Source organism: Loktanella agnita, from assembly GCF_046640325.1.
Taxonomy (GTDB): domain Bacteria; phylum Pseudomonadota; class Alphaproteobacteria; order Rhodobacterales; family Rhodobacteraceae; genus Yoonia; species Yoonia agnita.
Genome location: NZ_JBJMBF010000009.1, coordinates 72,862 through 99,052, shown reverse-complemented (window position 1 = coordinate 99,052; position 26,191 = coordinate 72,862). Strand labels below are relative to the sequence as shown.

Annotated in this window: 26 protein-coding genes and 1 pseudogene; 8 read left to right on the top strand and 19 right to left on the bottom strand. The window is 58.3% G+C overall.

Annotation, left to right across the window (positions count from 1 at the left end; all coding sequences use genetic code 11):
- Nucleotides 1–52: 52 nt before the first annotated feature.
- The 15 genes from ACJ5NV_RS12025 to ACJ5NV_RS11955 form a co-directional block, all read right to left on the bottom strand.
- Nucleotides 53–694, bottom strand: a complete 642-nt coding sequence (locus ACJ5NV_RS12025; protein ID WP_411643997.1) for a protein-L-isoaspartate(D-aspartate) O-methyltransferase — start codon at nt 692–694, stop codon at nt 53–55.
- Nucleotides 691–1,476 carry a 5'/3'-nucleotidase SurE gene (gene surE / locus ACJ5NV_RS12020; RefSeq protein WP_411643996.1) on the bottom strand — a complete coding sequence of 262 codons (786 nt, stop codon included), beginning with the start codon at nt 1,474–1,476 and terminating at the stop codon, nt 691–693. Before surE ends, ACJ5NV_RS12025 begins: the two co-directional genes overlap by 4 nt.
- A gap of 152 nt (nt 1,477–1,628) precedes the next feature.
- Nucleotides 1,629–2,270: an SDR family NAD(P)-dependent oxidoreductase gene (locus ACJ5NV_RS12015; protein WP_411643995.1), complete on the bottom strand. Its 642-nt coding sequence runs from the start codon at nt 2,268–2,270 to the stop codon at nt 1,629–1,631.
- A gap of 32 nt (nt 2,271–2,302) precedes the next feature.
- A complete protein-coding gene (locus tag ACJ5NV_RS12010) occupies nt 2,303–2,563 on the bottom strand; it encodes a hypothetical protein (RefSeq protein WP_411643993.1) in 261 nt (86 codons plus the stop codon).
- A 109-nt stretch (nt 2,564–2,672) separates the two neighbouring features.
- Nucleotides 2,673–3,092, bottom strand: a complete 420-nt coding sequence (gene arsC, locus ACJ5NV_RS12005) for an arsenate reductase (glutaredoxin) (protein WP_411643992.1) — start codon at nt 3,090–3,092, stop codon at nt 2,673–2,675.
- 1 nt (nt 3,093) lies between these two features.
- Entirely contained in the window at nt 3,094–4,554 is a 1,461-nt protein-coding gene (gene purF / locus ACJ5NV_RS12000) for an amidophosphoribosyltransferase (RefSeq protein ID WP_411644112.1), read from the bottom strand.
- Nucleotides 4,555–4,705: 151 nt separating this feature from the next.
- A complete protein-coding gene (locus ACJ5NV_RS11995; RefSeq protein WP_411643990.1) occupies nt 4,706–5,350 on the bottom strand; it encodes a class I SAM-dependent methyltransferase in 645 nt (214 codons plus the stop codon).
- 4 nt (nt 5,351–5,354) lie between these two features.
- Nucleotides 5,355–6,581 carry a BtaA family protein gene (locus tag ACJ5NV_RS11990; protein WP_411643988.1) on the bottom strand — a complete coding sequence of 409 codons (1,227 nt, stop codon included), beginning with the start codon at nt 6,579–6,581 and terminating at the stop codon, nt 5,355–5,357.
- A 12-nt stretch (nt 6,582–6,593) separates the two neighbouring features.
- Entirely contained in the window at nt 6,594–7,544 is a 951-nt protein-coding gene (locus tag ACJ5NV_RS11985; protein ID WP_411643987.1) for a UDP-2,3-diacylglucosamine diphosphatase, read from the bottom strand.
- A gap of 23 nt (nt 7,545–7,567) precedes the next feature.
- Complete coding sequence (locus ACJ5NV_RS11980) at nt 7,568–8,131, bottom strand: CvpA family protein (protein WP_411643985.1); 564 nt, start codon at nt 8,129–8,131, stop codon at nt 7,568–7,570.
- Nucleotides 8,132–8,155: 24 nt separating this feature from the next.
- Nucleotides 8,156–9,520 (bottom strand): DNA repair protein RadA, encoded by a 1,365-nt coding sequence (radA, locus tag ACJ5NV_RS11975; RefSeq protein WP_411643983.1) that lies wholly within the window; start codon nt 9,518–9,520, stop codon nt 8,156–8,158.
- Nucleotides 9,521–9,568: 48 nt separating this feature from the next.
- Nucleotides 9,569–10,006: a paraquat-inducible protein A gene (locus ACJ5NV_RS11970; protein ID WP_411643981.1), complete on the bottom strand. Its 438-nt coding sequence runs from the start codon at nt 10,004–10,006 to the stop codon at nt 9,569–9,571.
- Between the two features lie 58 nt (nt 10,007–10,064).
- Complete coding sequence (locus ACJ5NV_RS11965) at nt 10,065–10,832, bottom strand: DNA repair protein (RefSeq protein WP_411643980.1); 768 nt, start codon at nt 10,830–10,832, stop codon at nt 10,065–10,067.
- A gap of 154 nt (nt 10,833–10,986) precedes the next feature.
- Nucleotides 10,987–12,024 (bottom strand): alanine racemase, encoded by a 1,038-nt coding sequence (alr, locus tag ACJ5NV_RS11960; RefSeq protein WP_411643978.1) that lies wholly within the window; start codon nt 12,022–12,024, stop codon nt 10,987–10,989.
- A gap of 247 nt (nt 12,025–12,271) precedes the next feature.
- Nucleotides 12,272–12,745: a hypothetical protein gene (locus ACJ5NV_RS11955; protein ID WP_411643977.1), complete on the bottom strand. Its 474-nt coding sequence runs from the start codon at nt 12,743–12,745 to the stop codon at nt 12,272–12,274.
- Between ACJ5NV_RS11955 and ACJ5NV_RS11950 the strand changes: the two genes are divergently transcribed.
- A complete protein-coding gene (locus tag ACJ5NV_RS11950) occupies nt 12,738–12,884 on the top strand; it encodes a hypothetical protein (RefSeq protein WP_411643975.1) in 147 nt (48 codons plus the stop codon). The genes ACJ5NV_RS11955 and ACJ5NV_RS11950 overlap by 8 nt on opposite strands.
- A 10-nt stretch (nt 12,885–12,894) precedes the next feature.
- On the opposite strand, the gene ACJ5NV_RS11945 is transcribed toward ACJ5NV_RS11950, so the two are convergent.
- Together ACJ5NV_RS11945 and ACJ5NV_RS11940 are read right to left on the bottom strand one after the other, a co-directional pair.
- Nucleotides 12,895–14,382 carry a replicative DNA helicase gene (locus ACJ5NV_RS11945; protein ID WP_411643974.1) on the bottom strand — a complete coding sequence of 496 codons (1,488 nt, stop codon included), beginning with the start codon at nt 14,380–14,382 and terminating at the stop codon, nt 12,895–12,897.
- A 216-nt stretch (nt 14,383–14,598) separates the two neighbouring features.
- On the bottom strand, nt 14,599–15,267 hold the full coding sequence (locus tag ACJ5NV_RS11940) for an orotate phosphoribosyltransferase (protein ID WP_411643972.1): 669 nt from the start codon (nt 15,265–15,267) through the stop codon (nt 14,599–14,601).
- 372 nt (nt 15,268–15,639) lie between these two features.
- Here ACJ5NV_RS11940 and ACJ5NV_RS11935 point away from each other — a divergent pair, with 372 nt between their 5' ends.
- Nucleotides 15,640–16,869 (top strand): type 2 periplasmic-binding domain-containing protein, encoded by a 1,230-nt coding sequence (locus ACJ5NV_RS11935; protein ID WP_411643971.1) that lies wholly within the window; start codon nt 15,640–15,642, stop codon nt 16,867–16,869.
- A gap of 216 nt (nt 16,870–17,085) precedes the next feature.
- Nucleotides 17,086–17,380 (top strand): annotated as a pseudogene (locus tag ACJ5NV_RS11930) (flotillin domain-containing protein).
- Between the two features lie 101 nt (nt 17,381–17,481).
- Here ACJ5NV_RS11930 and ACJ5NV_RS11925 read toward each other — a convergent pair.
- Nucleotides 17,482–18,645, bottom strand: a complete 1,164-nt coding sequence (locus ACJ5NV_RS11925) for a cytochrome P450 (protein WP_411643969.1) — start codon at nt 18,643–18,645, stop codon at nt 17,482–17,484.
- Nucleotides 18,646–18,714: 69 nt separating this feature from the next.
- Between ACJ5NV_RS11925 and ACJ5NV_RS11920 the strand changes: the two genes are divergently transcribed.
- The 5 genes from ACJ5NV_RS11920 to ACJ5NV_RS11900 all read left to right on the top strand — a co-directional run bounded on the left by ACJ5NV_RS11920 (nt 18,715) and on the right by ACJ5NV_RS11900 (nt 25,179).
- The gene (locus ACJ5NV_RS11920) at nt 18,715–20,454 is read left to right on the top strand and encodes an ATP-binding protein (protein WP_411643968.1); all 1,740 of its coding nucleotides are present in this window, start codon (nt 18,715–18,717) and stop codon (nt 20,452–20,454) included.
- Nucleotides 20,451–21,677, top strand: a complete 1,227-nt coding sequence (locus ACJ5NV_RS11915; RefSeq protein WP_411643966.1) for a sigma-54-dependent transcriptional regulator — start codon at nt 20,451–20,453, stop codon at nt 21,675–21,677. The genes ACJ5NV_RS11920 and ACJ5NV_RS11915 overlap by 4 nt, the downstream gene beginning before the upstream one ends.
- Before the next feature lie 263 nt (nt 21,678–21,940).
- The gene (locus ACJ5NV_RS11910) at nt 21,941–22,951 is read left to right on the top strand and encodes a DctP family TRAP transporter solute-binding subunit (protein ID WP_411643965.1); all 1,011 of its coding nucleotides are present in this window, start codon (nt 21,941–21,943) and stop codon (nt 22,949–22,951) included.
- Between the two features lie 58 nt (nt 22,952–23,009).
- On the top strand, nt 23,010–23,696 hold the full coding sequence (locus tag ACJ5NV_RS11905; RefSeq protein WP_411643963.1) for a TRAP transporter small permease: 687 nt from the start codon (nt 23,010–23,012) through the stop codon (nt 23,694–23,696).
- Between the two features lie 4 nt (nt 23,697–23,700).
- Nucleotides 23,701–25,179 carry a TRAP transporter large permease gene (locus tag ACJ5NV_RS11900; protein WP_411643962.1) on the top strand — a complete coding sequence of 493 codons (1,479 nt, stop codon included), beginning with the start codon at nt 23,701–23,703 and terminating at the stop codon, nt 25,177–25,179.
- Nucleotides 25,180–25,246: 67 nt separating this feature from the next.
- Here the strand turns inward: ACJ5NV_RS11900 and tpiA are convergent, their stop codons facing one another.
- Nucleotides 25,247–25,981, bottom strand: a complete 735-nt coding sequence (tpiA, locus tag ACJ5NV_RS11895) for a triose-phosphate isomerase (protein ID WP_411643960.1) — start codon at nt 25,979–25,981, stop codon at nt 25,247–25,249.
- Nucleotides 25,982–26,191 lie beyond the last annotated feature (210 nt).

The window sequence follows — 26,191 nt, the reverse complement described above, 5'->3', positions numbered from 1 at the left end:
CCTTGTCCCGGTCGCCCCTTATCCCTGAGGTCGTACCATATTTTGTGGTAGTTTACTCTTGTCCAAGCCCTTCTAGCAAGGGGACAAAGCGCACTGCGCGTAATTCGTCATAATCATAGCCGTTTTCGCGCCGTGTCACCCGGATCAGGCTTTGCACCGCATCTGATTGACCGACCGGCACAACCATGATCCCGCCAACCCGCAGTTGCGCCAAAAGCGGGCCCGGCGGGTCCTCTGCTGCGGCGGTCACAAGGATGCGATCAAACGGGGCCTGATCGGTAAAGCCGTGGCTGCCATCGGCGGTAAAGGTGATGATATTGCTGATGTCATTCTGTTCAAAGATGGCCTTAGCCGTCTGTACCAGCCGCCGATAGCGATCCACGGTATAGACCCGGCGGGCCAGTTTGCTGAGGATCGCCGCCTGATAGCCAGAGCCGGTCCCAACTTCGAGCACCTTGTCCCGCGCGCTGACTTGCAGGGCCTGTGTCATCAAGCCGACAACCGATGGCTGGCTGATCGTCTGCCCGCAGGCGATTGGCAGTGGCATATCCTCATAAGCGCGGTCGGCAAAGGTGCCCTTGACGTAATCCGCCCGGTCCACCTGTTCCATCGCCGTCAGAACGCGCGTATCGGTCACACCCTTGCTGCGCAGGGCATAAAGGAATTGCATCTTTGTTGCGGCGTCAAACGTCACTTTAGCGCGTCCTCTAGTTTAGACATCAGCGCGTAATCAGTTAGATCGGCCCGCATCGGGGTGATCGAGATATAACCATCAAGGTTCGCTGCTGCATCACTGCCGGATGCGGTGGGTTCATGCTGCGGGCCGCCGCGCACCCAAAGAAAACGGCGCCCGGTGGGGGATAGCTGCGCCTCTGCGTGAAAGCGGGCGTTTTGACGAAACCCTTGCGTCGTCGCAGCGCGGCCCTTGACCTCTGCTGCCGGGACCGGCGGGAAATTCACGTTGTAGAACAACTTGTAATCTTGTGCGTCCCACAGATTGGCATCCAGCAGCGCCTGCACGGTTGCCGCGCCATGGACCGCTGCCGCCTCAAACGGGTTTTCAAGCGCCGCGTTTCCGGGGCCATAGAATTGCGATAATGCGATGGACGGGACACCTTGTAGTGCCCCTTCGATACAGGCCCCAATGGTGCCGGAATAAAGCGTGTTCTCTGCCGCGTTGTTCCCGCGATTGACGCCGGACAGGATCAAATCAGGCGGGGTATCCTTCAGCACGTCATAAAGCCCGGCAATGACGCAATCAGCAGGAGAGCCCTCTGCCGCAAAGCGTCGCTCTTCCAACTGGGCAATCATCGTGGGATGCGTGTAACTAATACAATGGCCGACACCGGATTGTTCAAAGGCCGGGGCCACGGTCCAGACTTCGCCTGTCTCGCCGGCGACGTTCTGCGCGATGTCGGTCAGGACCTTCAGTCCCGGTGCGTTGATCCCGTCATCATTGGTAATGAGAATGCGCATATCCGCCCCTTTGCTCTTGGCTTGTTCCTATGCGAGCGGGCAGGGCGGGACAAGCCGCGTTGGCTGCCTTTGCACATGTTCAACAGCACCGTAGAGACTGGGCAACGGTTCACGCAGGGGCAGTCGGAATAGCAGCGGTGCCGATGCCCCGTTCAGTCGGTGATTTCGGCCAAAATCCGTGCTGCCTCATCCTGTGGATCAGCCAGCTTACTGCGATCCTCGCCGGGATAGAACCGGGCGCGGGTAGCAGTTGGCATAGGGTCCGGGGTAACAATGCGGACCTCTGGTCCGGTTTTAACCGTTTCCGCCTGCCATGATCGGGCAATAGCGATTTGTGCGGTCTTAGTGCCGCCGTAAGCGCCGAAAAACTGTTGCCCGCCACGGGGATCATCAAAGAACACGGCCTTGCCTGCCTGCCCAAGCAGTGGGCTGACATAGGCGATCAGCCGGGATGTGGCCTCTACATTGATCTGCATGGATTTTGCCAGATCTTTCGGCGCGATATGCCCGGCTGGGGCAAGCGGGGCCGCGTGAATGGCCGTATGCAACCATAGATCAAGCGTGCCCCAACGATCATAGATCCCCCGGCAAAGCTGCTGCATCGCCGCATCAACCGTAATATCCATCGGCGCAAGGGTCGCCTGACCACCAGCCGCCTGGATCGCGTCATCCAGTTCTTCCAACGCGCCGACGGTCTTGCCGACGGCGATGATGTGATGGGTGGGGGCAAGCGCCTTGGCCAATGCAGCGCCAAGGCCACGGGATGCGCCGGTGATAAGAGCAGTCTGTGTCATGCGCCCGGACATGTGCCGAACAGCGCGCGAGGTCAAGTGCCCGGAAGCGCCAGCGCATAAAGCGTGCCGCGCCGGTCGGTCAGTTGCACCTGCGTGTCACCAATCGCCGCGATGGTATAGCCGAACACTTGCGTGCCCGTATGCACCCGCGCGATGTCGCCCTGCGGGGACCGCAAAAGCGCCGCAGCCCCGCTTTGCGCCTGTATGATCCCCAGCAAGACGAATTCGCGCAGGTCTATAGCATCGGCAATCGTTGCCGCTGCGGCCACCTCGGCCGACGTCTGATCTGTCATGGTATTTTATCGCTTATCCTGATGAAGCGATCTCTTGCCAGATTTGTTTGTCGGGTAACAGGCGACAATGGTCGCTGGGGCGCGGTATTCCGTCACATTTTAGCGCCAATCACGTCACTTCGGCGTGATCAGCGGCGATGATACCGCCGTCTTCTTTGGTGAAAGGTGCGGCCAGCGGCTGCTCCAATAGGGGCAGCACAGCCTCTGACGGGCGGCAAAGCGCAACGCCTTTCGGGGTGCAGACGATGGGCCGGTTAACCAGCACCGGATGGGCCAGCATCGCGTCCATCAATGCGTCGTCACTCACACCAGGATCGAGCAAGCCCAGTTCTTTTGCGGGGGATTTGCTGGTGCGCAGCGCGTCACGCGGGGTCAGACCAGCCGCAGCAAAAAGCGCTAGCAATTGTGGCCGGGTCCAGCCGGTTTGCAGATATTCGATAATCACAGGCTCTGTGCCTGACGCGCGGATCACAGCCAGCACATTCCGCGAGGTGCCACAATCAGGGTTATGGTGGATGACTGTGGTCATTTTATTCTGCTGCCGTCTTTGCGTGAAACCCTTGGTCGATCATATCTGACGGGGCGACCGGATACTCGCCCGAGAAACAAGCGTCACAATAGGCAGGGGCGTTCTTGTCTCGGCCAGCTGCTTCGCCCACGGCGCGGTAAAGCCCATTGAGCGAGATGAATTTTAGGCTATCAACGCCCAGATGTTCGCACATTTCATCTTCGGACATGGTGGCCGCCAGCAGTTTTTCCCGCTGCGGGGTGTCGACCCCATAGAAACAAGGCCAGGCGGTTGGGGGGCTGGCGATCCGGAAATGCACCTCTGCCGCGCCAGCATCAAGGATCATTTCCTTGATCTTGCGGCTGGTCGTGCCGCGCACCACGCTGTCATCCACAAGGATGACACGCTTGCCTTTGATCAGGGCGCGGTTGACGTTCAATTTCAGCCGGACACCCATGTTACGGATCTGTTCAGTCGGCTCGATAAAGGTCCGGCCCATATATTGGTTCCGGATAATCCCCATCGCGTAGGGGATGCCCGATTCCAGTGAATATCCGATGGCCGCAGGCGTGCCGCTGTCCGGGACAGGGCAAACCAGATCAGCCTCGACGGGTGCTTCCTTGGCAAGCTCACGCCCGATATTCTCGCGGGTTTCATAAACAGACCGGCCACCCAGAATACTGTCGGGGCGGCTGAAATAGACATGTTCAAAGATGCAGAAACGCGACCGGTTCGGGCGGAATGGAAAGTGGCTTTGCACGCCTTTTTCAGAGTTGATAACAACCATTTCGCCCGGTGCGATCTCGCGCACGAATTCCGCACCAATGATGTCCAGCGCACAGGTTTCCGAGGCAAGCGCCCAGCCATCACCAACCTTGCCCAGAACCAGCGGGCGCACACCCAGCGGGTCACGGCAGCCAACCAGTTTTGTGCGGGTCATCGCCACGATGGAAAACGCGCCTTCGACTTTGCGCAGCGCTTCTTCCATCCGATCCGGGATCGTCCGGCCCATGGAGCGGGCCATCAGGTGAATGATGCATTCGCTGTCGGATGAGCTTTGAAAGATCGACCCGCGTTCAATCAGCTCGCGCCGCAGTGACATTGCGTTGGTGATGTTGCCGTTATGGGCCAGCGCCGCGCCGCCCATGGAAAACTCACCAAAGAACGGCTGCACGTCGCGGATCGCGGTCTGGCCTTTAGACCCGGCGGTGGAATAGCGCACATGGCCGATCCCGATCGTTCCCGGCAGGATTTGCATTGTATCGGCGCTGGTGAAATTGTCGCGGACCAGCCCCATGCGGCGGGCCTGATTGAACCCGGTTTCGGTGTCATGGGTGACGATCCCGCCCGCTTCCTGGCCACGGTGCTGCAAGGCATGCAGGCCAAGTGCGACGAAATTCGCAGCGTCAGCCACGCCGACGACGCCAAACACGCCGCATTCTTCCTTGAGTTTGTCATCATCAAAGGGGTGGGCAGGGGGCATCTCGGTGGGCAAGGTGGCAGCTCCGAATCCGTTGGTACTGGACTGCCCCCCTCATAGAGGCTCAAACCGACAGTGTCACGGAACGATCATGTTTATGCGCCCAAAAGGCGGGAATGCGACCATAGGACAGCAGGTCTACGGCAGATGCAATTTATTGGGGCGTTTCTGCGGGGCTGATGCGGCGCACGCGGCTGTATTGGGCGTAATTGCGCAGCAACATCTGGTGACGCACCTCGGTACCGGGCAGGCGTGCCAGCACAGCATTCAAATCGTCACGCGGGGTCACATGGAAACGGCCCAACCAATTGCGCAGGCTACGGTCGAACCAGCGGGGCAGACGCTGCTGGTCGCCGAAATCGACAATGTGCAATTCGCCATGCGGTGCCAGATGGCGGATCGCCTCTGCAATTGCGTCTTCCCAGGCCGGGATCATCGACACACAATAGAACATCACGATCCGGTCGAACTTTGCCTGACCAAAGATCGCCTGTGGATCGAAATGACGCGCATCACCATACGCCAGCTGCGCGTGACCGCCTAGCTTTGCCTTGGCCGTGCGCAGCATTTCACGCGATATATCAATCCCGTAAAGCTTTCGACCCGGATAGCGCATATCGATCTGGTCCAGATTGCGCCCGGTGCCGCAAGCAATTTCCAGAATATGCGCGTGTGCGCCAGGGACCAGTTGCCGCAGTCCATAATCGCGGCCCAGCAGGTAATATTTCCGCGTCGCGTCATAGACCCAGCGTTGCCGCCGGTAGACCTGATCCATCAATGCGCCATGCGTGTCAGTCATCGGATTACCCCATGAATTCATAAAGATGAAAGCCGCCATAGATCGCGGATCGGTCGTTGCGCAGACCGGTGGCAGAGGCTTCGGGCTGATAACGCCAGTGACGCAGGATATCGTCGCGGATCCGGCCGGGCAGGATGTCAGCCGTCCCGCCCGTGCGAAAGATCACCCGCGCGCCCGGTGTCGCGGTCCGGCTGATCTGAAGCCGTAGCGCATTAAGCTGGTCGTCATTCATCCAGTCCTGCGCATCCAGCAGCACATAGGCCTGTTGGGATGCCGCAGGCCGCTCTGCCAGAACATCAACCAGTGATTTGTTCAACACTTGCACACGGTCTACATTTGCGCGAACGGTCTCGAAATGCTGCGCCTCCAGATAAGGCGGGACAGCCGCATCGAAGCCGGGTTCATAGCCGCGACTTGCGGCCTGCCATGCGAAATAGTTGTCCTGGATTGGAAAATCGCAGAATAGCTTGCGCGTGCGTTCGCGCAGAACGGCGACGATGTCGCCATCTGCATCTGCGGCGAGCTTGTCATATTGCGCAGGCGGAATACCCAACCCAAAGAGAGAGGCCCGCCTGCGGGCCAGAAACCTGATCAGTTTTGTGTCATAGAGCGGCGCAATCTGGTTGTCGAAAAATGCCTGCTGTTCTGCAAGGCTCTGCGCGCGCAGCAGCATTTTGAAATCAACGCGGGCCAGCCAGGTCACAAAATGCAGTGTGCCAATAAACCGGCCCAGCAACCCCTGACGATACAAGCCACGCGCAAACATCATCTTGCGCGGCCCGCGCAGACGCCATGCGTCCCAATAGGCGCGGGTCTCTGCATCCAAGTGCGGGGCGACATATTGATCGAAAATTGCGATATTCTCGCGGCCTTTGGCCGTGCCCAACAGCGCGTAAAGCGTGGCGTGATCGGGCACATTGCGCACCGCAGCAAGCTTGACCTTGTTCAGCATCACATGGGCGGGCGACAGATCGACGGCGGTCACAGTTGCAGGGGATACTGTCAAATAAGACAACATATTGCAGCCACCTGATGCGATGCAGATCACATTATCTGCGGGACCAAGGGCCAGCGCCTGCATATCAACAATAGGATCCTCCCAGATCTGGGCGTAGACCAGCCCATGGAAAAGGCGCGAAAACATACGCTCCAGCAGTCCTGTACGGCTGAGCGCGGTATTTTGCTGAACGGCAGCATCCAATTGCTGCGTCACAGTGGGGATGGATGTCATGGGGGCTCCTGTCTAGCTGCCAGCTTTGGCGAGCGTTTTGGATTTCTTGCGCCGTGGTTGCGGGCGGGGCGCTGCGGCAATCTTTTCTTCCCAGTCGATCAGGGCGATCTCGCCGGTCGGATGCTCGACAATCGCGGTGCAGCTTTCGACCCAATCGCCGGTGTTGATGTAGGTGATGCCCTTGATGGTGCAGATATTCGCGTGGTGGATATGGCCGCAGATGACACCGTCATAGCCGTCGCGGTGCGCCTCATCCGCCAGCACGTCTTCGTATTGACCGATGAAATTCACCGCTGTCTTGACCTGTTGCTTGGCCCATTTCGAAAGGGACCAGTAGCGGCGGCCGATCAGGGATCGTATCCGGTTGATCTTGGGGTTCATCCAGATCATGAAATCATATGCCCGGTCACCCAGGTGGGCGAGCCAGCGGGCGTTCATCACCACAGCATCAAACTGATCGCCATGTGTCACCAGATAGCGTTTGCCGTTCAAACCGATGAAATCTGCGGTCTTCATCACCTCGATCCCGCCAAAATGGGTGCCCAGGTAATTGCGCATCACCTCATCATGATTGCCGGGGATATAGATGATCCGTGTGCCGTTATGCGCCTTGTTAAGCAGCGCCTGCACCACGTCGTTATGGGTCTGCGGCCAGTGCCAGCCCCGGCGGCTGAGCGCCCAGCCGTCAAAGATGTCGCCGACCAGATAGATCGTGCCCGCATCGTGATCGCGCAGGAAATCAAGCAGCAGGTCCGCCCTGCATCCTCGGGTTCCAAGGTGAATGTCAGAGAGGAAAATCGTTCGATACAGCAAGCCTTTGTCCTCCGCCGCCAGATTAAGGCGAAGGCTACGCAGGCCATGTGACAGTGACGTGAAAGTCGGGGCGCGCCAGATGCGCCGGTAATGCGCCGCTACCGGAACGGAGTATTCCAAATGAAAATGGCCGCTCAAACGAGCGGCCATTTAAGACATTCAGGCGAAGGCGCTTACTCTGTCGGTGCGCCGCAATTGCCCACAAGCTGCTGATACTGTTCCGTGATCCAGCCAAGCGCCTGTTCGGGGTTCTGCTCTTCGATTTGCCCGGTGATCTGGGCAAAGACCTGTGCCGCGCGGCTATCGTCGATCATCGCCACCTCTTGGCCAGCAAAGACCGTGTCATAGACAAAGAAGGCGACAGCGACCAGCAGGATGCCCCGCAGCACGCCAAAGAAGAAGCCAATCGCCTGATCAACCCCGCCAAGGGCGGACCGTTGAACAACGCTTGAAAACAGCGGGGTAAAGATCGACACGATCACCAGCGCTACGGCGAAAACAGCCGCAAAGGCCGCGATGATCGCCAGCTCGCAGCTATCGCCGATGAAATCACCGATCACCGGGGTCTGGCGCACCAGTGGTTCGACCTGATCGGCAAAGATGAATGCGACAATAGTGGCACCGATCCAGCCTGCGATGGCCATTGCTTCACGTACAAAACCGCGACTGTAGGCCAGCACCCCTGACAATAGGATGATGATAGCGACGCCTGCGTCGATGAGTGTAAAACCTTCCATGGCTTTCTCCTGCCCATTGACGCGTTATTGTGCGCCAAAAATCTCTTCTACAAATCCGGCCAGATCAGTCGCATGACGCAGAGCAATGCCGGACACCGCAGGTAGTTTTGCCTGTTGCGGTATGATTGCAGTTGTAAAACCAAGTTTCTGGGCTTCTTTCAATCTATTTTCGGTCTGCACCACAGGACGGAGCGCGCCTGATAGGCTGATTTCGCCGAAAATCGCCGCATCGGCAGGCAAAGCGGCGTCTTCCCGCGCAGACACAAGGGCGGCTGCCACGGCTAGGTCCGCAGCAGGCTCTGTGATGCGCAATCCCCCTGCTACATTGAGGTATACGTCCAATCCGGTGAAGGGCACACCGCAGCGTGATTCCAGTACAGCAAGGATCATCGCCAGCCGTCCGCCATCCCATCCGACCACACTGCGCCGGGGTTGGCTGTGTGGCGAAGGTGCCACAAGTGCCTGTATCTCACAGAGCATGGGGCGGGTACCCTCAAACCCTGCAAATACAACCGATCCGGGAGCGGGGGCACCCCGTTCGGACAGAAAAAGTGCAGAGGGATTCTTTACCTCTGCCAATCCCTTACCGGTCATTTCAAAGACGCCGATTTCATCTGCAGGGCCGAACCGGTTTTTGACAGACCGCAGAATGCGGAATTGGTGACCGCGCTCGCCTTCGAAATAAAGCACCGTATCGACCATATGTTCGACCACACGGGGACCCGCAATCGCGCCTTCTTTGGTCACATGGCCAACCATGATCACAGCCATGCCGTTGCGCTTGGCGAATGTGGTCAGCTCATGCGCAGAAGACCTGACCTGACTGACGCTGCCCGGCGCACTATCCACATTGTCGGCCCACATGGTTTGGATGGAATCGATAATGGCCAGATCAGGCTTTTCCGTTTCCAGCGTGGTCAGAATGTCGCGCAGGTTCGTTTCCGAGGCGAGCAGGACCGGGCTTTTTTCCAGCCCCAGACGGCGGGCGCGCATTTGTACTTGCGCATTTGATTCTTCACCAGAAATATAGATGACTTTCAGACCGTTACGGGCAAACCTTGCGGCGGCCTGTAGCAGCAATGTGGACTTGCCGATGCCCGGATCACCGCCGACCAGCAGCGCCGACGCCTTGACCAGCCCGCCGCCCAAGACACGGTCCAGCTCGCCCACACCGGCGGTGGTTCTTGGTGGCTCTTTTTCTTGGGTTTCCAGATCGGTAAGCGGGATCGGTTTGCCCCGCATACCACCGAGCGTCTTACCCTTGGGGCCGGAGGACAGCGCCTTATCTTCGGTAATCGAATTCCACGCGCCACAGGCGTCGCAGCGCCCGGACCATTTGCTGAAACCGGCGCCGCATTCATTGCAGGAAAAGGAAAGGTCTTTAGCCATGTTCACCTTTTGGACCAAACATGCAGGCTGCGCAATAGCGCCTGCACCTTAGGTCCTTTTTACGGTCAATGTAGAGATGAGAATAGAGGCCAGAATGCAGGCGGTGAACAGATACAGCCCCCACGCGGTTTCCACTTTGCCCACGCCCACGCCTTTCACCACAACAATGTAAAGCGCGACGAGGAACACATCTGCCATGGCAAGTTTGCCCAACCAGGACAGGACGGGCAACGCTTTGCGCCGCAGCAGGTTAAAATGGATCAGCGCCAGCCCGATGGTTTTCAGATAGGGGGCGAAAAGGGCGAAGGCGGTGACCAACAGGGCGAGGAAAACATCGCTTTCCCAAAGTGCTTGCATCCCTGTGATCACGCTGATTTCCGTCAATCCGAAAAGCGGCAAAAGCCCCGCGCGCATCAAAGGGGCGAACCATGCGATGGGGAACAGGATAAGCAACGTGAGATTGCTGAAACGCAGGATATTTAACACAGAAAAGCTCCCCAATATGAAAACCCATATTGAGGAGCGAGTGTCTGATATTCAAGAATTATTCTGCGGCAGGCAGGTGCTTTAGCGGGACCACATTGTCGTGGTTGCCATGTGCGGCCGGGGTCAGGGACAAACCCAGTTCCGGCAGGATTTCTGACAGGCGCTCTTCCAATTGGCTCAGCTGCGAAGCAACGACGCTTTCTTCAACATCAACCTGCTGGGCCCAGCGTTGCAACTGCTGCGCTTCGTGTTGCGCTTTGACAATCCGCTCTTGCTGCTGCTCGGCCTCTTGCTGACGTTGTTGCAGGAAAGTCTTGGCACGCTTTACTTTTTCGACCGCATAGGTGTCGGCAAGGTGGCGTGATTGCTGGCTCATCTGGGCGGCGATTTCCATCACGTCGGTTTCCAGATTAGCCAAATCAGGGTGATCGCGCAGATAGGCGAGACGTTCGCGCACTTGGTCAAATTCAGAGCTGAGCGTAAAGACACCATCACGGTCGGCGGAATGCGCATAATGATAGGCGCGGGCCACGTCTTCCATTTTCAGGTGAAATTTACGGTGGCTGTTTTCCAGCGCAACAATGCGGGCATTGGCGGGCAGAAAAAAAGCAAACGAGGTAACAAGAACAGTTGCGGCGATTTGAAGGATCTGGCCGGCGTTGGCGATAACCGTTTCACCAAAGGTGGCCGATATGCTCAGCCATGGGGCAAGCCCTGCTGCGCAAAGCAGCGTGTAAGCCACTGAGATAAAAGCCATTGCCGCGATCAGGTAGAGCGAAATAACATGCAGAACGCGCCCGACCCATTTGATATTTCCGGTGTTCATGACACCCTCCTTCGTTATGCGATGCGCCGATATCAAAATGACCGGCTGTTGCTGATAGAAGGTGTGAACTGGTTAATTGGTTCCCGATTATCGGCAAATAACTGCTGAGCCGGGAATAATTAACGTGGAAATGACTTGCATTTCCGGGAAAAGGCTATTTGCCGAATGTCTTGCGGTTATAGCGGGCGCCAAGCTGGGTCAGCACTTCGTAACCGATTGTATTTGCTGCTTTTGCAACATCGTCGATGGTTTGATGTGGCCCGATCAACGACAGCTTGCGCGGGACGTCCGGCAGGTCGGTAATGTCGATTGTCAATAGGTCCATGGAGACCCGCCCGACAAGCTTGCAAGGGATATCGCCATGAAAGAGCGTGGCGCGGTCAGACAGGATACGCGCGATCCCATCGGCGTAACCGCCTGATACGGTTGCGATTTTGCTGGGGCGTTCGGCCTGCCATGTGTTGCCGTAGCCCACAACTTCGCCTTCGGCGAGTTCGCGCACCTGAATCACGGGCAGCTCAAGTTCGACCGCCTGCGTGGCGGTTTCAAACGGCAAACCGCCATACAGACCGATGCCGGGGCGGGTCAGGTCGAAGTGATATTCTGGCCCCAGAAGGATGCCACCCGTCGCGGCCAAGGACCGGGGGACATTGATCCCGTCGGTCATTTGGTGAAAGTTTTCAAGCTGATAGGCGTTCATCGGATGGTCCGGTTCATCCGCGCAGGCCAGATGTGACATCACCAGCGTTGGGTTCTGCGCCAGTGCGAGTTCGGCAATGGCGCCCCATTCCTGTGCTTCCATGCCCAGCCTGTTCATCCCTGTATCCAGTTGGATGCCAAACGAATGGCCGGGCAGGGTTTCGAAATGGTGGGTCAATTGGTCGATGGAGTTGATCATCGGCGTCAGATTCAGCGCGCGGATCAATTCCGTGTCGCCCGGCATATGCCCGGAAAATACTGAAATATCAGGCTTTTCGCCAAGCTCTTCCCGGATTGGCACGGCTTCTTCGGCCACGGCGACAAAGAACTGGCGCACACCTGCCTTGAACAAGGCTTTGCACACATTGGCGGCACCTAGGCCATAGCCATTCGCCTTGACCACTGCGCCTGTGCGACAGGTGGTCATGTCATCCAAGGCGCGCCAATTGGCGACCACCGCGTCAAGATCAATGATAAGTCGTCCGGTTCCCATGATCACCTTTTGGCAGCGCCGGGACGGGGCGGCAAGAGGTTAACGATGCGCTCGCCGGTTTGAGCGCATGCAATAGTGATATCGTTGCAATGGTCGTTAACCCGGCGCTTTCACGGTGTTTTCGGCGGTTGGCCTTGCGTCGGACATGTGTCGGACTTGCGTATGGTAGCGGGTGGCGCGATCGCTGACGCCGATAGTTTAACACGGCGCGCGGTTTACCAAGGTTAATCGCTGAAGATCGGCCCGATCACTGACCCGTTGTTCTATTGGTGGCCAGTCTGGCATCCACGGTGACGGAGCGCTTTTCGAAGGTGATGCCGCGCTGCGCCAGCGCGTTGAACACCTTTTCGGGATTGATGCCAGAGAGCTGCTCGTCGATTTTTAACGGTGGGCCGTCATGCAGCAGGATCTCCCAGATGTTGTCCGCCGATTTGTCGCTGTTCCTGTAATGGGTCATCGTGCGCCGTGTCTTCGCGATCTCGGTCAGGGCCAAGGTAAAGGGCTGCATCTGCTCGGGGACGGGCGAATCCCATATCAGCGCGTTCTCGGTGATTTTGACGACCCAGTCCTGCCCGCTGGCCAGCACAGCGCGTATTTCCCGCACCAGCGCGACGATCATGCCAAGCGCGATCAGCACTGCGATTGCCGAAGCTATGTGCACGGCCAAGGCATCGGTGATGCCGCTGAACAGAAGGACAGCAAAGACGCCACCGATGATCACGCAGATTGCGACCATTGCGGATTTTTGCAGCGCAACCTGTCTGGCGGATTTGCGGAATTCGATGATCAACGTCCTGCTCCTGTGGTGTGGTCAGAGCGTTAACGATACCGACAGCTTAATCAAGGTGACCGCGCCGTAGATTTTCCCCGTCAATATTCATCGACCGCGTTGTTCTGCCAGGGTTTCACAAGGTTGCCGAAGCGGGTGAATTCGGCGGTAAAGGCCAGTTCAACGGTGCCGATAGGACCGTGCCGCTGCTTGCCTACGATCACCTCTGCCTTGCCATGCAGTTTCGACATCTTTTCCTGCCAAGCGGCGATGCCTTCCATGTTGTCGTCATCAGGCTTTTCGCGTTCCACGTAGTATTCACCGCGATAGACGAACATGACCACATCTGCGTCCTGCTCGATCGAGCCGGATTCACGCAGGTCGGACAGTTGCGGGCGTTTATCCTCGCGGCTTTCGACCTGACGCGACAGCTGTGACAGGGCGATCACCGGGATGTTCAGCTCTTTGGCGATGGCCTTGAGCCCCATGGAAATCTCGCCGATTTCCTGCACCCGGTTATCTGACGTGCCGCGCACAAGCTGAAGGTAGTCGACGATCAGCACGTCCAACCCATGGGTCCGTTTCAGTCGACGCGCGCGGGCGGCAAGCTGGGCGATGGGGATCGCGGCAGTGTCGTCGATGAAAAGCGGGCAGGATTCCAATTGCTTGGCTGCATCGACGAAACGCCGGAATTCGGTTTCCGTCATGTCGCCCTGGCGGATCTTGTGGGATGAAATCTCGGACGCTTCGGCCAGAATCCGGCCTGCGAGTTGTTCGGCGCTCATCTCCAGTGAGAAGAACCCGACGACGCCGCCATCAACGGCCGCTTCTGACCCGTCCGACTTTGTCCCTTTGCGGTAGGCTTTGGCAATGTTGTAGGCGATGTTGGTCGCGAGCGAGGTTTTCCCCATCGACGGACGCCCGGCGAGGATCAAAAGGTCAGACTTATGCAAGCCGCCCAGTTTCTGGTCGAGGTCTTCCAGCCCGGTGGAAATCCCGGCCAGCCCGCCTTCGCGTTGATAGGCGGTGTTGGCGACATTCACCGCCTCGGTCACGGCGGCGAGGAAGGATTGAAACCCCTGTTCGGAACTGCCCTGTTCGGCCAGCGCATATAGTGCCTGTTCCGCCTCGACGATCTGTTCTTTGGGTTCGCTTTCGACGGCGACCTTGGCCGCCTTGTCGGAAATGTCGCGCCCAAGCCGGATCAGTTCCCGCCGGGTGGCAAGGTCATAGATCATCTGCGCATAGTCGCGCGCCGCAAAGGCCGAGATCGCAGCCCCGGCAAGCCGCGCGAGGTAGGGCGGGCCGCCCAGTTCCTTGAGCCCTTCGTCGTCTTCGAGGAAGGATTTCAGTGTGACCGGGCTGGCCAGCATGTTCCGGCTGATCCTGCTTTGGGCGGTTTCGAAGATACGTGCATGCACTGGATCATAGAAATGCTTGGGTCCGATGATTGAGGCGACCCTGTCAAAAATGTCGTTATTGGTCAGGATCGCGCCCAGCAGTTGCTGTTCGGCCTCAATGGAATGCGGCATGGTATCGGGGGAGGTGGTCTCGACCCCGGTGGCATTGAATGTCGTGACTTCGTTCATGTTCTTTCACCCGTATTGTCGGGGGTCTTAGCAGGGCAGGTGCCCAGAGGGCTATCTGGAAAAGATGGTGGATGTTTGGCGGGATAAACCTGTGGATAAGGTAACGGCCCAATGGGTGTTACCACAGGTGGGGCGGGGCAGGGACGACCCCACAAGATCAGCGCGCGTGCGATGATTCTTTGCAGGCTGCGTCACTGTGGCGGTGGATAAGTATTTTCAGGATGGTTTCCAGCCAGTCGGATCGTTCAAATACGCTTCTACTGCTGTCAGCGTCTCGGTGTCATAGGCACCGCGCGCCTTGGCTTCGGCCAGCACGTCCCACCATGTGCAAAGCGAGATCAACTGCACCCCGTGATCGGCCAATGTCTTTTCCACCCCATCGAAAATCCCGTAGAAAAAGATCACGGCGGTGGCGTTACAGGTGGCCCCAGTGTCGCGGATTGCATCGACGAAAGACAGTTTTGATCCGCCATCGGTGGTTAGATCCTCGACCAGCAAGACGCGCTGACCTTCTGTCATCACCCCTTCGATCCGTGCGTTGCGCCCGTAGCCTTTGGGCTTTTTGCGCACATAGGTCATGGGCAAGGCCATGCGTTCGGCCACAAAGGCCGAGAAGGGGATGCCTGCCGTTTCACCGCCTGCGATGTTATCAAACGCCTCGAACCCCGCTTCGCGCATGATCGACACGGTGAGGAAATCCATCAGCGTGGCCCGGATGCGTGGGTAGCTGATCAGCTTGCGGCAATCCACGTAAGTCGGGGCCTGTTTGCCAGAGGCATGGGTGAAGGGCTCGCGCGCGTTAAAATCAATTGCGCCGATTTCAATCAGCATGCTGGCTGTCAGCCGGGCGATTTCTTCTTTGGGGGGAAATGACGTGGGGATCATGGCGCGGGCTCCTGTCGTTTGACTGGGCGCGGTCTAGTGGGTTTTAAGGTGGTTGTTAAGAGGGCAGGTTGGTCAAATGCGCCATGTCTGGTTTGCGTCTGATCTGGCCGGACCTGTGCCGCGCGGTGACTGGAGGCCGGCGACGTAAAATAATCGGTAGGAAATACATTCAAGCTTTCTGATCGCGGGAAAGTGTTGAAAATCAGGGCTCTTGACCCGCATTGCGGACGTAATTAAAGTCGTATTTGGGCATAAATTAGTCTAATTCTGGCATTAGGGGGTGAATTCCAGAAACGATTAACCAAGAAATCTATGGGGATGTTGACAGCGTTCTTGGAAGAGAGCGCCGTACAATATTGAGGGAGGAGTATAATGGATAAAGTAATGAAATCCGTGTCTGGCAAACACTTTATAGCGGGAGCGTTCGCTTTGAGCGTTGCCCTGTCAGTGCCACTTCAGGCAAATGCGCAGGAAATTACCCTGAATTCGACGAGTGATGCCACGATGAGCATCACGGGTGATTTGGTCTCATTCACGGATGGTGTTTACACAATAAATACCAATTTCGGCATGATCAATGTCCGCGGTTCGAATTTTGAGTGTATCGGTGCGGCCTGCCCGGATGTGAACGCATCGACAGAGGTTTCTGTGGTGACTGGCCCCATTGTTTGGGATGTGTCGCTTTGGGGTAGCCGCCGGGCCTTTACGGAACATGTGGAAAAACTGGCAGAGCTGGTCGATCAGAAAACCGGGGGGCAACTGACGCTTAACCTGTCTTATGGTGGTCTGGCCCCAAGCCGTGAGAACCTTGATGGCATCGCCGCTGGGGACTTTGAGATGGCGCAGATTTGTGCGGGTTATCATCCCGACAAAAACCCGGCGATCACAGTGCTGGAGCTTCCGTTTCTTGGTGTGACTTCGCAAGAGCAAGAGCTGGCGGTGTCCCAATCCGTGTACAATCACCCAGCGGTGGTTGCCGATATGGCTCGTTGGAACGCTACGATTTTGATGCCGACACCACAGCCGCAATATAACATTTTGGGTGTTGGTTCGCCGCCAACATCTTTGGCGGCGTTCGAGACGATGACAATCCGCGCAACCGGCGGCACGGGTGCCGCAGTCGAAGCGCTTGGCGCGGTTTCTGTCAACTTACCAGCCCCCCAAGTGAACGAAGCGTTAACTCGAGGCGAAATCAACGCGGTCGCCTTTGCGCCCCACGCGCATATGTCGTTCAACACGGTTGAGAATGCGGTCTGGTGGACGGCTAACCTTAACCCGGGCACCGCGAATTGCCCAATCATCGTGAATAGCGATGCGCTGGAAAGGCTTCCGGCATCAAGCCGCATCGCGCTTTTGTCATCTGTTGATGATGCGCTCGACCACTTTATCAATAACTATAACGACACGACGATGTCCGCCTGGGAAGAGACTCTTGCAGAGCGTCAGATCATTCAGTTGACCATGGGTGCGGATATCCTTGACGCGATCAGTAATGAGGTGGCAGGCCCAACGGCACGGGCGTGGATTGCGGAAAAGAATGTTCTGGGTCTTCCGTCGCAGGAGCTGTACGACCTCGTTTCTGAGACGCTGCGTCGGAACTAAAGCGTGATGTAGAAAGCTTGAGGCATAGAGCGTTATTAATCGCGATAGCGGGGCGCCGATCTTTTTTAGATCGGCGCCCTTTTTCATTTGCATATTATCTGTCTGTTTTGAATGGGGTGCGGCAAGCCATAGGGGATATGCGAGGCCCATGAATATTCAGCTTGAACTACTGTCAGTTTGCGCTTTCCCAAAAGTGGCTCGGCATATCGTGCAGCAATGCCTGCGATTATTGCCGAGATGGTCAAGCCAGCCGAAAAGATTGACTCGATCAAGATCCACCAAGTGACAGGCATGGGGGGGCGCAATCGGGGCAAATACGGACAGCGCTGGCGGAACACCTGTGAACCAAGCGCTCGACTCTGTGCTTGGAATGGCGTTGCAAATGCCTGCCATGCAGGCTCTTGGTAAGGAACTGGGTGTGAGCTTGGAGAACGGTTTGAGTGGCGTCGTCAATGACGTCATGGACGTTCCGCCAACACCTGATGCTGACGCTGATAAACCGGAAACTTAAGTACACTACCCCTCGCCCCTTTTGGGGAGAGGGCATTTGTGGGGATTTTCTTTAGGCTCAGTGGCGGCACATTCCTAATTTGATGCCCGGTATGAATCGCGTTACACCCTCACCATCACCCGTTCCAGTCCGTGGAAGTGGTAAACGTCTCCGTAGCTGGGTGGTTCGTTCAGGTGGAGCGTCGGGCAGCGTTCCATCAGGACTTCGAGCGCGATTTGCAGTTCGAGCCTTGCTAGCGGCGCGCCGACGCAGAAGTGGATGCCGCCGCCGAAGCTGGTGTTTTGTGGTCCTTTTCGCGCCGGATCGAACTGGTTGGGGGCGTCATAGGCCGCCGGGTCCCGGTTTGCAGCCCCCAGCAGGCAGCCGATCTGGTCGCCGCGTTTGAAGCGTTCTCCGAACAGTTCCACGTCCTCATAGACCCAGCGGGTGAACATATGCAGGGGCGGATCGTAGCGGATGATCTCTTCGACCAGTTTGTCGCTGATCGTGCGTTGCTTATGTTCCATCAGGGTTTTTACCCCGTTGCCCAGCGTGTGCACTGTTGCCTCGTGCCCGGCGTTCAGGAGCAGGATGCAGGTGCTGATCAGTTCATCCTCTGACAGTTTTTCGCCGGCTTCTTCGGCTGCGATCAGTGTCGAGATTAGATCGTCGCCCGGGGATTTGCGCCGTTGGTTGATGTAGCTGCGCATGAAGGCGGTGAAGTCGGCGGTGGCGGCGATGGCCGCGTCCTCTGTCGCGCGGGTTCGCCGCGCCTGATACATGGCGACCATGGCGTTGGACCAGCGTAGCAGATCATCGGCCCGTTCCTCTGGCACGCCAAGCAGCCGGGCGATGATGACCACCGGCACGGGCTGGGCATAGGCGGTCAGCAGGTCAAAGGGCTCGGACGGGAACCGGTCGATCAGGTCATGGCAAAGCTGCCGGATATCGGGCCCGAGAGCTGCGATGGTCCGGCTGGTGAAGGCCCGCAGTACAAGGGACCGCAGCCGCGTGTGGGTGGGCGGTTCCCGTTCCAACATCGAATGCGCCTCTACCGCGTAGAAGCGCCGCAGGTGGTCGGGAATGGCGGGGGCCTGTTCCGGCGGGCATTCCCGGCCCATCCGCTTATCCCGCAGGATGGTTTGCACTGCTTTGTGGCTGACCGCACAAGTCATGTTGTAGTCATTCCACCAGAATAGATCGCCCGACGCCCGCGCCCGGTCGTAAAACGGGTAGGGGTTCTGGACAAAGGCGGGGTCGGTCGGGGGTTGTTCAAAGCGTTGCATGCCCCCATGTGCCGTGCCTGTCTGGTCAATGCAAGACAGGCTGGATATTGTGCACCTATGGAAGGGTTCTTGCGGCCACGGCTTTTGGTTATTGCGGCCTTTCTGGCTGCGGTGTCGGCGTTTGCCGGTGCGGTTTGGTGGTATGGCTATGGTGCGGGGCTGGATCAGCTGGAACAGCGTGCCCGGTCGGATCTGGCGTTGGCGTCGGACAGTCTGACAAGCGAACTGCGCCGGATGCGCGAGGTTGCGGTGCTGACCGCTGATCATCCGCAGTTGCCCCCTTTACTGGCAGGCGCGGTAGAGGCGGAGACCGTCCGCCCGGTGTTGCAAGAGATTGCCGACAAGACCGGTGCGCTGGATATCGTGCTGGCGGATCGTGATGGCCGCGCGGTGCTGACGACCGCCGGTGCCCCCCGGATCAATCATTCGGGCCGTGCTCATTTCGCCCGCGCTTTAGATGGTGCGCTGGGGTTGTCGCATCTGGTCAGCCCCGCCTATGGCCGCCGCACATTTGTTTTTGCCGCCCCGGTGTTTTCGGACGCCGGCCCGGTGCAGGCTGCGCTGATTGTCTATGCCGATGTAGAAACTGTAGAGGCAGCCTGGCGTGGTGCCCGTCCGGCGGTATTTTTTACCGACGCCCGCGGGCTGATCTTTCTGTCGAACCGGTCGGAACTGGTGTTGCGCCCCCGGTTGCACGATCAGGCATCAGGGCAGCTGACCCCGTTTGTGCATTATGATGCGCAGACTGTTGGTGGCCACGAGGTTTGGCGATTGGATGCGGGCCGGTATCTGCCCCGTCGCGCCCTACATCTGACGCTTGATCTGCCGGTAATCGGCATGGTGGGCGAGGTGCTGCTGGATGCGGCCCCGGCCCGCCAGATCGCCTTTTTGCAGGCGGCGGTGGCGGCGGCGATCTGTTTGACCTTTGGGTTGCTTCTGCTGGTCGCGACCCAGCGCCGCCGGACGTTGGCGATGCTGAACACCCAGTTAGAGCAACGGGTCCGTGCCCGGACGGTCGAATTGACCGTGCTGAACGCTGATCTGCGCCGCGAGGTGGCGGAACGCAGGGCAGCTGAGGCGTTGTTACAAAAGGCGCAGGATGAATTGGTGCAGGCGGGCAAGCTGTCTGCCCTTGGTCAGATGTCTGCCGGGATCAGCCATGAGCTGAACCAGCCCCTGATGGCAATCCGGTCTTTTGCTGAGAATGCGCAGAATTTCCTAAGCCGTGACAAACCAGAGGTGGCCGCACAGAATTTGGGCCGGATTTCTGAGCTGGCCCGCAGGATGGGTCGGATTATCAGCAATCTGCGGGCCTTTGCCCGGCAAGAAGACGAACCGCCCAAGGATGTGGACATCGTGGCGGTGATCGACGCGGTGCTGGAAATGATCGGTCCGCGTGTGGCGCAAGAGGGTGTGCAGCTACATTGGACCCGACCTGCGGCCCCGGTGATGGTGCGCGGCGGAGAGGTGAGATTGCAGCAGGTTATTTTGAACCTTGTGTCAAACGGGATTGATGCAATGGAAGACAGCGATCCTAAGGTTATCACGATCACCTTGGCGGCGGAGGGCCCGCTGACCCGTGTTTCCGTGCGCGACACCGGGCCGGGGATTGCTGAACCCGAAAAGATCTTTGACCCGTTCTATTCGACCAAGGCGGTGGGCGCTGCCGAGGGCATGGGGCTGGGTCTGTCGATATCCTATGGGCTGGTGCAAAGCTTTGGCGGTGCGATCCGGGGGCAAAACCATCCTGATGGCGGCGCGATTTTTACCGTTGAATTGCAGGCCCTCAGGCAGGAGGCCGCCGCATGACCAAACGTGTGCTGCTGGTGGATGATGATCGCGATATCCGCGAGGCTTTGGGCCAAACGCTGGAACTGGCTGACCTGTTGCCGACTGTCGCAGGGTCCTTTGTTGCGGCGAAGGATCATCTGACGACGGAATTTGCGGGTGTTGTGGTGTCCGATGTCCGTATGCCGGGCCGGGACGGGTTCTACCTGCTGGACCATGTTCGCGAGATTGACCCCGAATTGCCGGTGATCCTGCTGACCGGGGAGGCTGATATCCCGATGGCGGTGCGCGCCATGGCGGCGGGGGCTTATGATTTTCTGGAAAAACCCTGTGCGCCGCAGGCCTTTCTGGCGGTGATCGACCGTGCGCTGAAGGCGCGCGCGCTGGTGTTGGAAAATCGCCGTTTGAAATCAGAACTGGAGGCAGGCGATGCTGCGGCCCGGATGTTGCGCGGTCAATCGCAGCAATCCAGTGACATGCGCAATCAGGCCCGCGTGGCGGCCCGTGCGGCGACCGAGGCGCTGATTTTGGGTGAGCCGGGATCAGGGACATCGAAGGTGGCTGAGGTGATCCACCTGCTGTCGGCGGCGGCCTCGCGTCCGTTCATCAAGCGCGCGGCCTCTTCGCTGGATGCGGTGGGTCTTGATGCGGCTTTTGCCGAAGCGCGGGATGGGACGCTCTATCTGGACGAAATCGCGGGGTTGCGTCCGGATGTACAGATGGTGCTGCTCGACCGGCTGGAAGACCGCGCTGCGGCGCGCGTTCTTGCAGGCAGTACCAGCCGCCTGCCAGAGGCGATGCGGGCCGGACAGTTCAATCCCGAACTGTTCTATCGGCTGGATATGATGCGCGTGCGCATCCCGGCGCTGCGCGAACGCCCAGAGGATATCCCGGTGCTGTTTCAGCACTACGTGGCGCAGGCCTGTGAGCAGGCCAACCTGACCTTGCCCCATATCACGCCGGAACTGAATGCGCGGCTGATGGCGCGGGACTGGCCCGGCAATGCGCGCGCGTTGATGAATGTGGCCATGCGCTTTGCCCTTGGGCTGGACGAAGACGACGCGCCCGCGCAGGGCGGCCTGGTGGCGCAGATGGCGCAGGTTGAACGGTCCCTGCTGATTGCCGCCTTACATCGCCACGGGGGGCGGGTGACGGATGTTATTCAGGATTTGCAGCTGCCTCGGAAGACGTTTTACGACAAGCTTAACAAGCACGGGCTGCGTGCCGGGGACTATCGCGCGTAGGGCTGCGGTCGGCCTTTTGATATCGGGAATACTTTGTCGCGCATGATGTGTGTGGTTTTCCGCACTCCGCCACTGCCGATGTGTGTGGAAATTCACCCACTTGCCCGAGATCGCATTTCAAATTCTGGTTATAATTTATATTTATCAGTATTTTAAACGTCGAAGTTTCCGTTTGAAAAAGAGTCTTGCTGTTGTCCGGGCCGGTGCATCTATTCGCTGCATGTGTCCATCTGGACACTTCTTTTTCCACGGGAGGGAATCTCATGACCTTTTTGAAAGCCGCTGCTGCGGCTGTTTCCATGTCGCTGATTGCGGCGAGCGCACAGGCGGACACAATGGGCTGCGATGATGGCGAGATCGTCGTCAAGTTCAGCCATGTGACCAATACCGACCGTCACCCAAAGGGTATCGCCGCCACGCTGCTGGCCGAGCGCGTCAATGCCGAAATGGACGGCACAATGTGTATGGAGGTGTTCCCCAACTCGACCCTTTATACAGATGAGCAGGTCATCGAAGCGATGCTGCGCGGGGACGTGCAACTGGCCGCACCGTCGCTGTCGCTGTTTGAGTCGATCACCAAATCCTATCGTCTGTTCGACCTGCCATTCATGTTCGCCAGCGTCGAAGCCGTCGACGCGTTTCAGGCCTCTGAGGCCGGTCAGGCGATGAAGGACTCGATGCAGCGCCGTGGACTGCAGGGCCTGCAGTTCTGGCACAATGGCATGAAGCAAATCAGCGCCAACGTGCCACTGGAAGCACCTTCGGACGCCAACGGTCTGAAATTCCGCGTGCAGCCTTCTGACGTTCTGGTCGCGCAGATGTCCGCACTGGGTGCAAGCCCGCAGCCGATGGCCTTTGCCGAAGTCTACGGTGCGCTGCAAACCGGCGTTGTGGACGGTCAGGAAAACACCTGGTCGAACATCTATGGCCAGAAGTTCTTTGAGGTGCAGGACGGTATCACCGAGACCAACCACGGCATTCTCGACTATCTGGTGGTGGCCAGCGTTGATTGGCTGGACAGCTTGGATGCCGATACCCGCGACCAGTTCCTGACGATCTTGGAAGAGGTGACTGAGACCCGCAACGCCGAATCCGCTCGCGTGAACCAAGAGGCCAAACAGGCGATCATCGACGCCGGCGGTGTCGTGCGCACCCTGACGCCTGAACAGCGCGCTGTCTGGGTGAACGCGATGAAGCCGGTCTGGACCCAGTTTGCTGAGGAAGTAGGCCAGGAAAACATCGACGCCGCACAGGCTATTAACGACTCTTTGTAAGTCGTCACGGCGGCCCGGAAAAGTCGGGCCGCCTTTCTGCCAGTTCGGGGGAGGGATCATGAGCAGTAAATATGCGCCAAAGGGGCCTGTGGGCCGTGCGGTGAATGGAGTCGAAGAAACTGCTATAGCCTTGATCCTTGGCTTGATGACCATGCTGACATTCGCAAATGTCATCCTGCGCTATGGTTTCAACAGTTCCATCATCTGGAGCCTTGAGGTCGTGCTGGTCCTGTTTGCGTGGCTGGTGCTGTTTGGCATCTCCTATGGGTTTAAGGTAACCGCGCATCTGGGCGTGGATGCGATCACCAACCTGCTGCCGCCGGGGCCGCGCAAAGCCGTTGCTTTGATTGCCGGGGTCATTACGATTTTCTACGCCATGCTGTTACTGAAAGGGGCCTGGGATCAATGGGCCCCCTTCGCAGAGCTGCCACCGACCACGGGTCGCTGGTTTCCCACCGGCTTTGATACCGCCGCGCGCGGGCGCAGTTTTTTCGAAACCGACCAGATCCCAATGCCTGAATGGCTGCGGTTTCTGGAAGACTGGATCAACTATGGCGACCGCTATTCCAAAATGCCCCGCGTCATTCCCTATACAATCCTGCCGATTGCTGCGGTGCTGATTTTGTTCCGTGTCTGTCAGGCCGTCTGGCGAGTCTGGACCGGTGCGGCCGAAAGCCTGATCGTTAGCCATGAAGCCGAAGATGCGGTCGAAGACGCCGCCGCCAAGCTGAAAAAGGAGGCCTGAGCCGATGGAAGTCGCACTTCTGTTTTTGATGATCGTGGGCCTGTTGCTGATCGGCGTGCCGATTGCCGTGGCGCTGGGTGTCAGTTCGATCATTTTCATGCTGGGTTTTTCCGATACCTCACTCGCTGCTGTGGCGCAGTCGATGTATCTGGCGATGGCGGGGCATTACACGCTGCTGGCCATTCCGTTCTTTGTGCTGGCCTCGTCCTTCATGTCGACCGGGGGCGTGGCGAAACGGATCATCCGCTTTGCCATTGCCTGTGTGGGCCATTTGCAGGGCGGTCTGGCGATCGCGGGCGTTTTTGCCTGCATGATGTTTGCGGCCTTGTCGGGATCGTCACCAGCCACCGTGGTGGCAATCGGATCAATCGTGATCGCCGCGATGACGCAGGTTGGCTATACCAAGGAATTCGCCGCTGGCGTGATCTGTAACGCAGGCACACTGGGTATTCTGATCCCGCCCAGCATTGTGATGGTGGTCTATGCCTCGGCCACCGATGTGTCTGTTGGGCGTATGTTTCTTGCAGGCGTCATCCCCGGCGTGATGGCCGGTGTCATGCTGATGGTAACGATTTATGTGATGGCCCGGATCAAAAACATGCCCAAGGGCGAATGGTTGGGCTGGCGCGAAGTTTTTGACAGTTTCCTAGACGCGCTCTGGGGGCTGCTGCTGATCGTGATCATCATGGGCGGCATCTATGGGCATCCGTGGATCCGCTTTGAAGAAGGGCTAAGCCTGATCTATTGGCAGGGCGGTGCCTTCACCCCGACAGAGGCGGCAGCGGTTGCTGCGGTTTATGCCTTCGTCGTAGCCACCTTTATCTATCGCGATATGGGGCCGCTGGCCGCGCGGGATGCGGATGGTGCGATCTATCAGGGCAATGCCATCAGCCTGTCAGCGGCGGCGGTGCCGCAGAAGGCGACCCTGTTCCAGAAACCCTGGGCGCTGGTCACTGCCTTTTTTCACCGCGACACCCGCGAGACATTGTTCGAAGGCGGCAAGCTGACCATCACGCTGATGTTCATCATCGCCAATGCGTTGCTGTTGAAACACGTGCTGACGGATGAGCAGATCCCGCAACATATCGCGAGCATGATGCTGGATGCGGGGCTTGGGCCGATCATGTTCCTGATCATGGTCAATGTGATCCTGCTGATCGGCGGGCAGTTCATGGAACCTTCTGGCCTGATCGTGATCGTGGCCCCGCTGGTGTTTCCGATTGCGATGGAACTGGGGATCGACCCGATCCATCTGGGGATCATCATGGTGGTGAATATGGAAATCGGGATGATCACGCCACCGGTGGGGCTGAACCTGTTCGTGACCTCCGGTGTCGCCAGTATGCCGATGATCGCGGTGGTGCGTGCGGCGTTGCCGTTCCTCGCCGTACTTTTCGTCTTCCTGATCCTGATCACCTATGTGCCGGTCATCTCGACCTTCTTGCCTACGCTCTTTATGGGGCCAGAGATCATCGTGAACTGACTGTGGTGTAGCTATATAAAAGGGCGGCCCCCATGATCGGGGACCGCCCTTTTTTCGTGCCCGTGGGCTATGCGCTGGCTTCAAGCGCGCTGATGATCGGTGAAAAATCATCGGCCTTCAGGCTGGCCCCGCCCACAAGTGCGCCGTCAACATCTGCAACGCCAAAGATGTCAGCCGCGTTGCTGCCTTTGACCGAGCCGCCGTACAAAATGCGCATATCATCCCCATCGCTGAACCTTGCGGTCAACCGCGCGCGGATATGGGCGTGCACCTCGCCGATTTGATCCAGCGTAGGGACCTTGCCGGTGCCGATGGCCCAGACGGGCTCATAGGCGATGATGGTGTTGGCGGCACTGGAGCTGTCGGGGATAGACCCTGCAAGCTGCTGGTCGATGACGGAGAGCGTCTTGCCTGTCTCGCGTTCATTCAGTGTTTCGCCGATACAGATGACCGCTTGCAAACCAGCATCATAGGCGGCCTGCGATTTGGCGGCGACGGTGGCATCTGTTTCGCCGTGATCGGCGCGTCGTTCGGAATGGCCGGTGATCACATGGCTCGCCCCTGCATCGGCGAGCATTGCCGCACTGATATCGCCCGTATGTGCGCCAGAGGTGTTGGGATGGCAATCCTGCCCGCCAATGGCAAAGGGCAGGTCAGTGCAGGCACCGATCAGGGTTGCAGGCGGGCAAAGCAGGATATCGACCTGCGCCGCGCTATGACGCTCTGCCAATGTGTGCAGGGTGGCAAGGTCAGCGCGCAGCCCGTTCATCTTCCAGTTTCCGGCAGCAAGTTTTCGGCGCATTCTGTAGCCTCCCTTTGGTGATACGTGGGGCGGTGGTAGCAAGCCGGTGCGGGCTTGCCTAGGGGCAGGGTTTGGAACCACGGGCGCATTGTAGTTTAGAGTTGATGCGGGAAACATTCAGCGGAGCGGGTTTTATAGCGCCTTAACCCTTCACATAGAAAAAGCCCGCACGGTGAGGTGCGGGCTTCCAATGTCAGGCGCAGAATTTTT

Coding starts and splice junctions, on each gene's coding strand:
- ACJ5NV_RS12010 (WP_411643993.1), bottom strand. CDS start 2,563: ATGACAGATCAGACGTCGGCCGAGGTGGCCGCAGCGGCAACGATTGCC.
- ACJ5NV_RS11935 (WP_411643971.1), top strand. CDS start 15,640: ATGGATAAAGTAATGAAATCCGTGTCTGGCAAACACTTTATAGCGGGA.
- tpiA (WP_411643960.1), bottom strand. CDS start 25,981: ATGCGCCGAAAACTTGCTGCCGGAAACTGGAAGATGAACGGGCTGCGC.
- ACJ5NV_RS11965 (WP_411643980.1), bottom strand. CDS start 10,832: ATGAACACCGGAAATATCAAATGGGTCGGGCGCGTTCTGCATGTTATT.
- ACJ5NV_RS12015 (WP_411643995.1), bottom strand. CDS start 2,270: ATGACACAGACTGCTCTTATCACCGGCGCATCCCGTGGCCTTGGCGCT.
- ACJ5NV_RS11905 (WP_411643963.1), top strand. CDS start 23,010: ATGAGCAGTAAATATGCGCCAAAGGGGCCTGTGGGCCGTGCGGTGAAT.
- purF (WP_411644112.1), bottom strand. CDS start 4,554: ATGCCCCCTGCCCACCCCTTTGATGATGACAAACTCAAGGAAGAATGC.
- ACJ5NV_RS11940 (WP_411643972.1), bottom strand. CDS start 15,267: ATGATCCCCACGTCATTTCCCCCCAAAGAAGAAATCGCCCGGCTGACA.
- surE (WP_411643996.1), bottom strand. CDS start 1,476: ATGCGCATTCTCATTACCAATGATGACGGGATCAACGCACCGGGACTG.
- ACJ5NV_RS11925 (WP_411643969.1), bottom strand. CDS start 18,645: ATGCAACGCTTTGAACAACCCCCGACCGACCCCGCCTTTGTCCAGAAC.
- alr (WP_411643978.1), bottom strand. CDS start 12,024: ATGGGAACCGGACGACTTATCATTGATCTTGACGCGGTGGTCGCCAAT.
- ACJ5NV_RS11980 (WP_411643985.1), bottom strand. CDS start 8,131: ATGGAAGGTTTTACACTCATCGACGCAGGCGTCGCTATCATCATCCTA.
- ACJ5NV_RS11915 (WP_411643966.1), top strand. CDS start 20,451: ATGACCAAACGTGTGCTGCTGGTGGATGATGATCGCGATATCCGCGAG.
- ACJ5NV_RS11900 (WP_411643962.1), top strand. CDS start 23,701: ATGGAAGTCGCACTTCTGTTTTTGATGATCGTGGGCCTGTTGCTGATC.
- ACJ5NV_RS11995 (WP_411643990.1), bottom strand. CDS start 5,350: ATGACTGACACGCATGGCGCATTGATGGATCAGGTCTACCGGCGGCAA.
- ACJ5NV_RS11945 (WP_411643974.1), bottom strand. CDS start 14,382: ATGAACGAAGTCACGACATTCAATGCCACCGGGGTCGAGACCACCTCC.
- ACJ5NV_RS11985 (WP_411643987.1), bottom strand. CDS start 7,544: ATGGCCGCTCGTTTGAGCGGCCATTTTCATTTGGAATACTCCGTTCCG.
- ACJ5NV_RS11990 (WP_411643988.1), bottom strand. CDS start 6,581: ATGACATCCATCCCCACTGTGACGCAGCAATTGGATGCTGCCGTTCAG.
- radA (WP_411643983.1), bottom strand. CDS start 9,520: ATGGCTAAAGACCTTTCCTTTTCCTGCAATGAATGCGGCGCCGGTTTC.
- ACJ5NV_RS11910 (WP_411643965.1), top strand. CDS start 21,941: ATGACCTTTTTGAAAGCCGCTGCTGCGGCTGTTTCCATGTCGCTGATT.
- ACJ5NV_RS11950 (WP_411643975.1), top strand. CDS start 12,738: ATGATCACGCAGATTGCGACCATTGCGGATTTTTGCAGCGCAACCTGT.
- arsC (WP_411643992.1), bottom strand. CDS start 3,092: ATGACCACAGTCATCCACCATAACCCTGATTGTGGCACCTCGCGGAAT.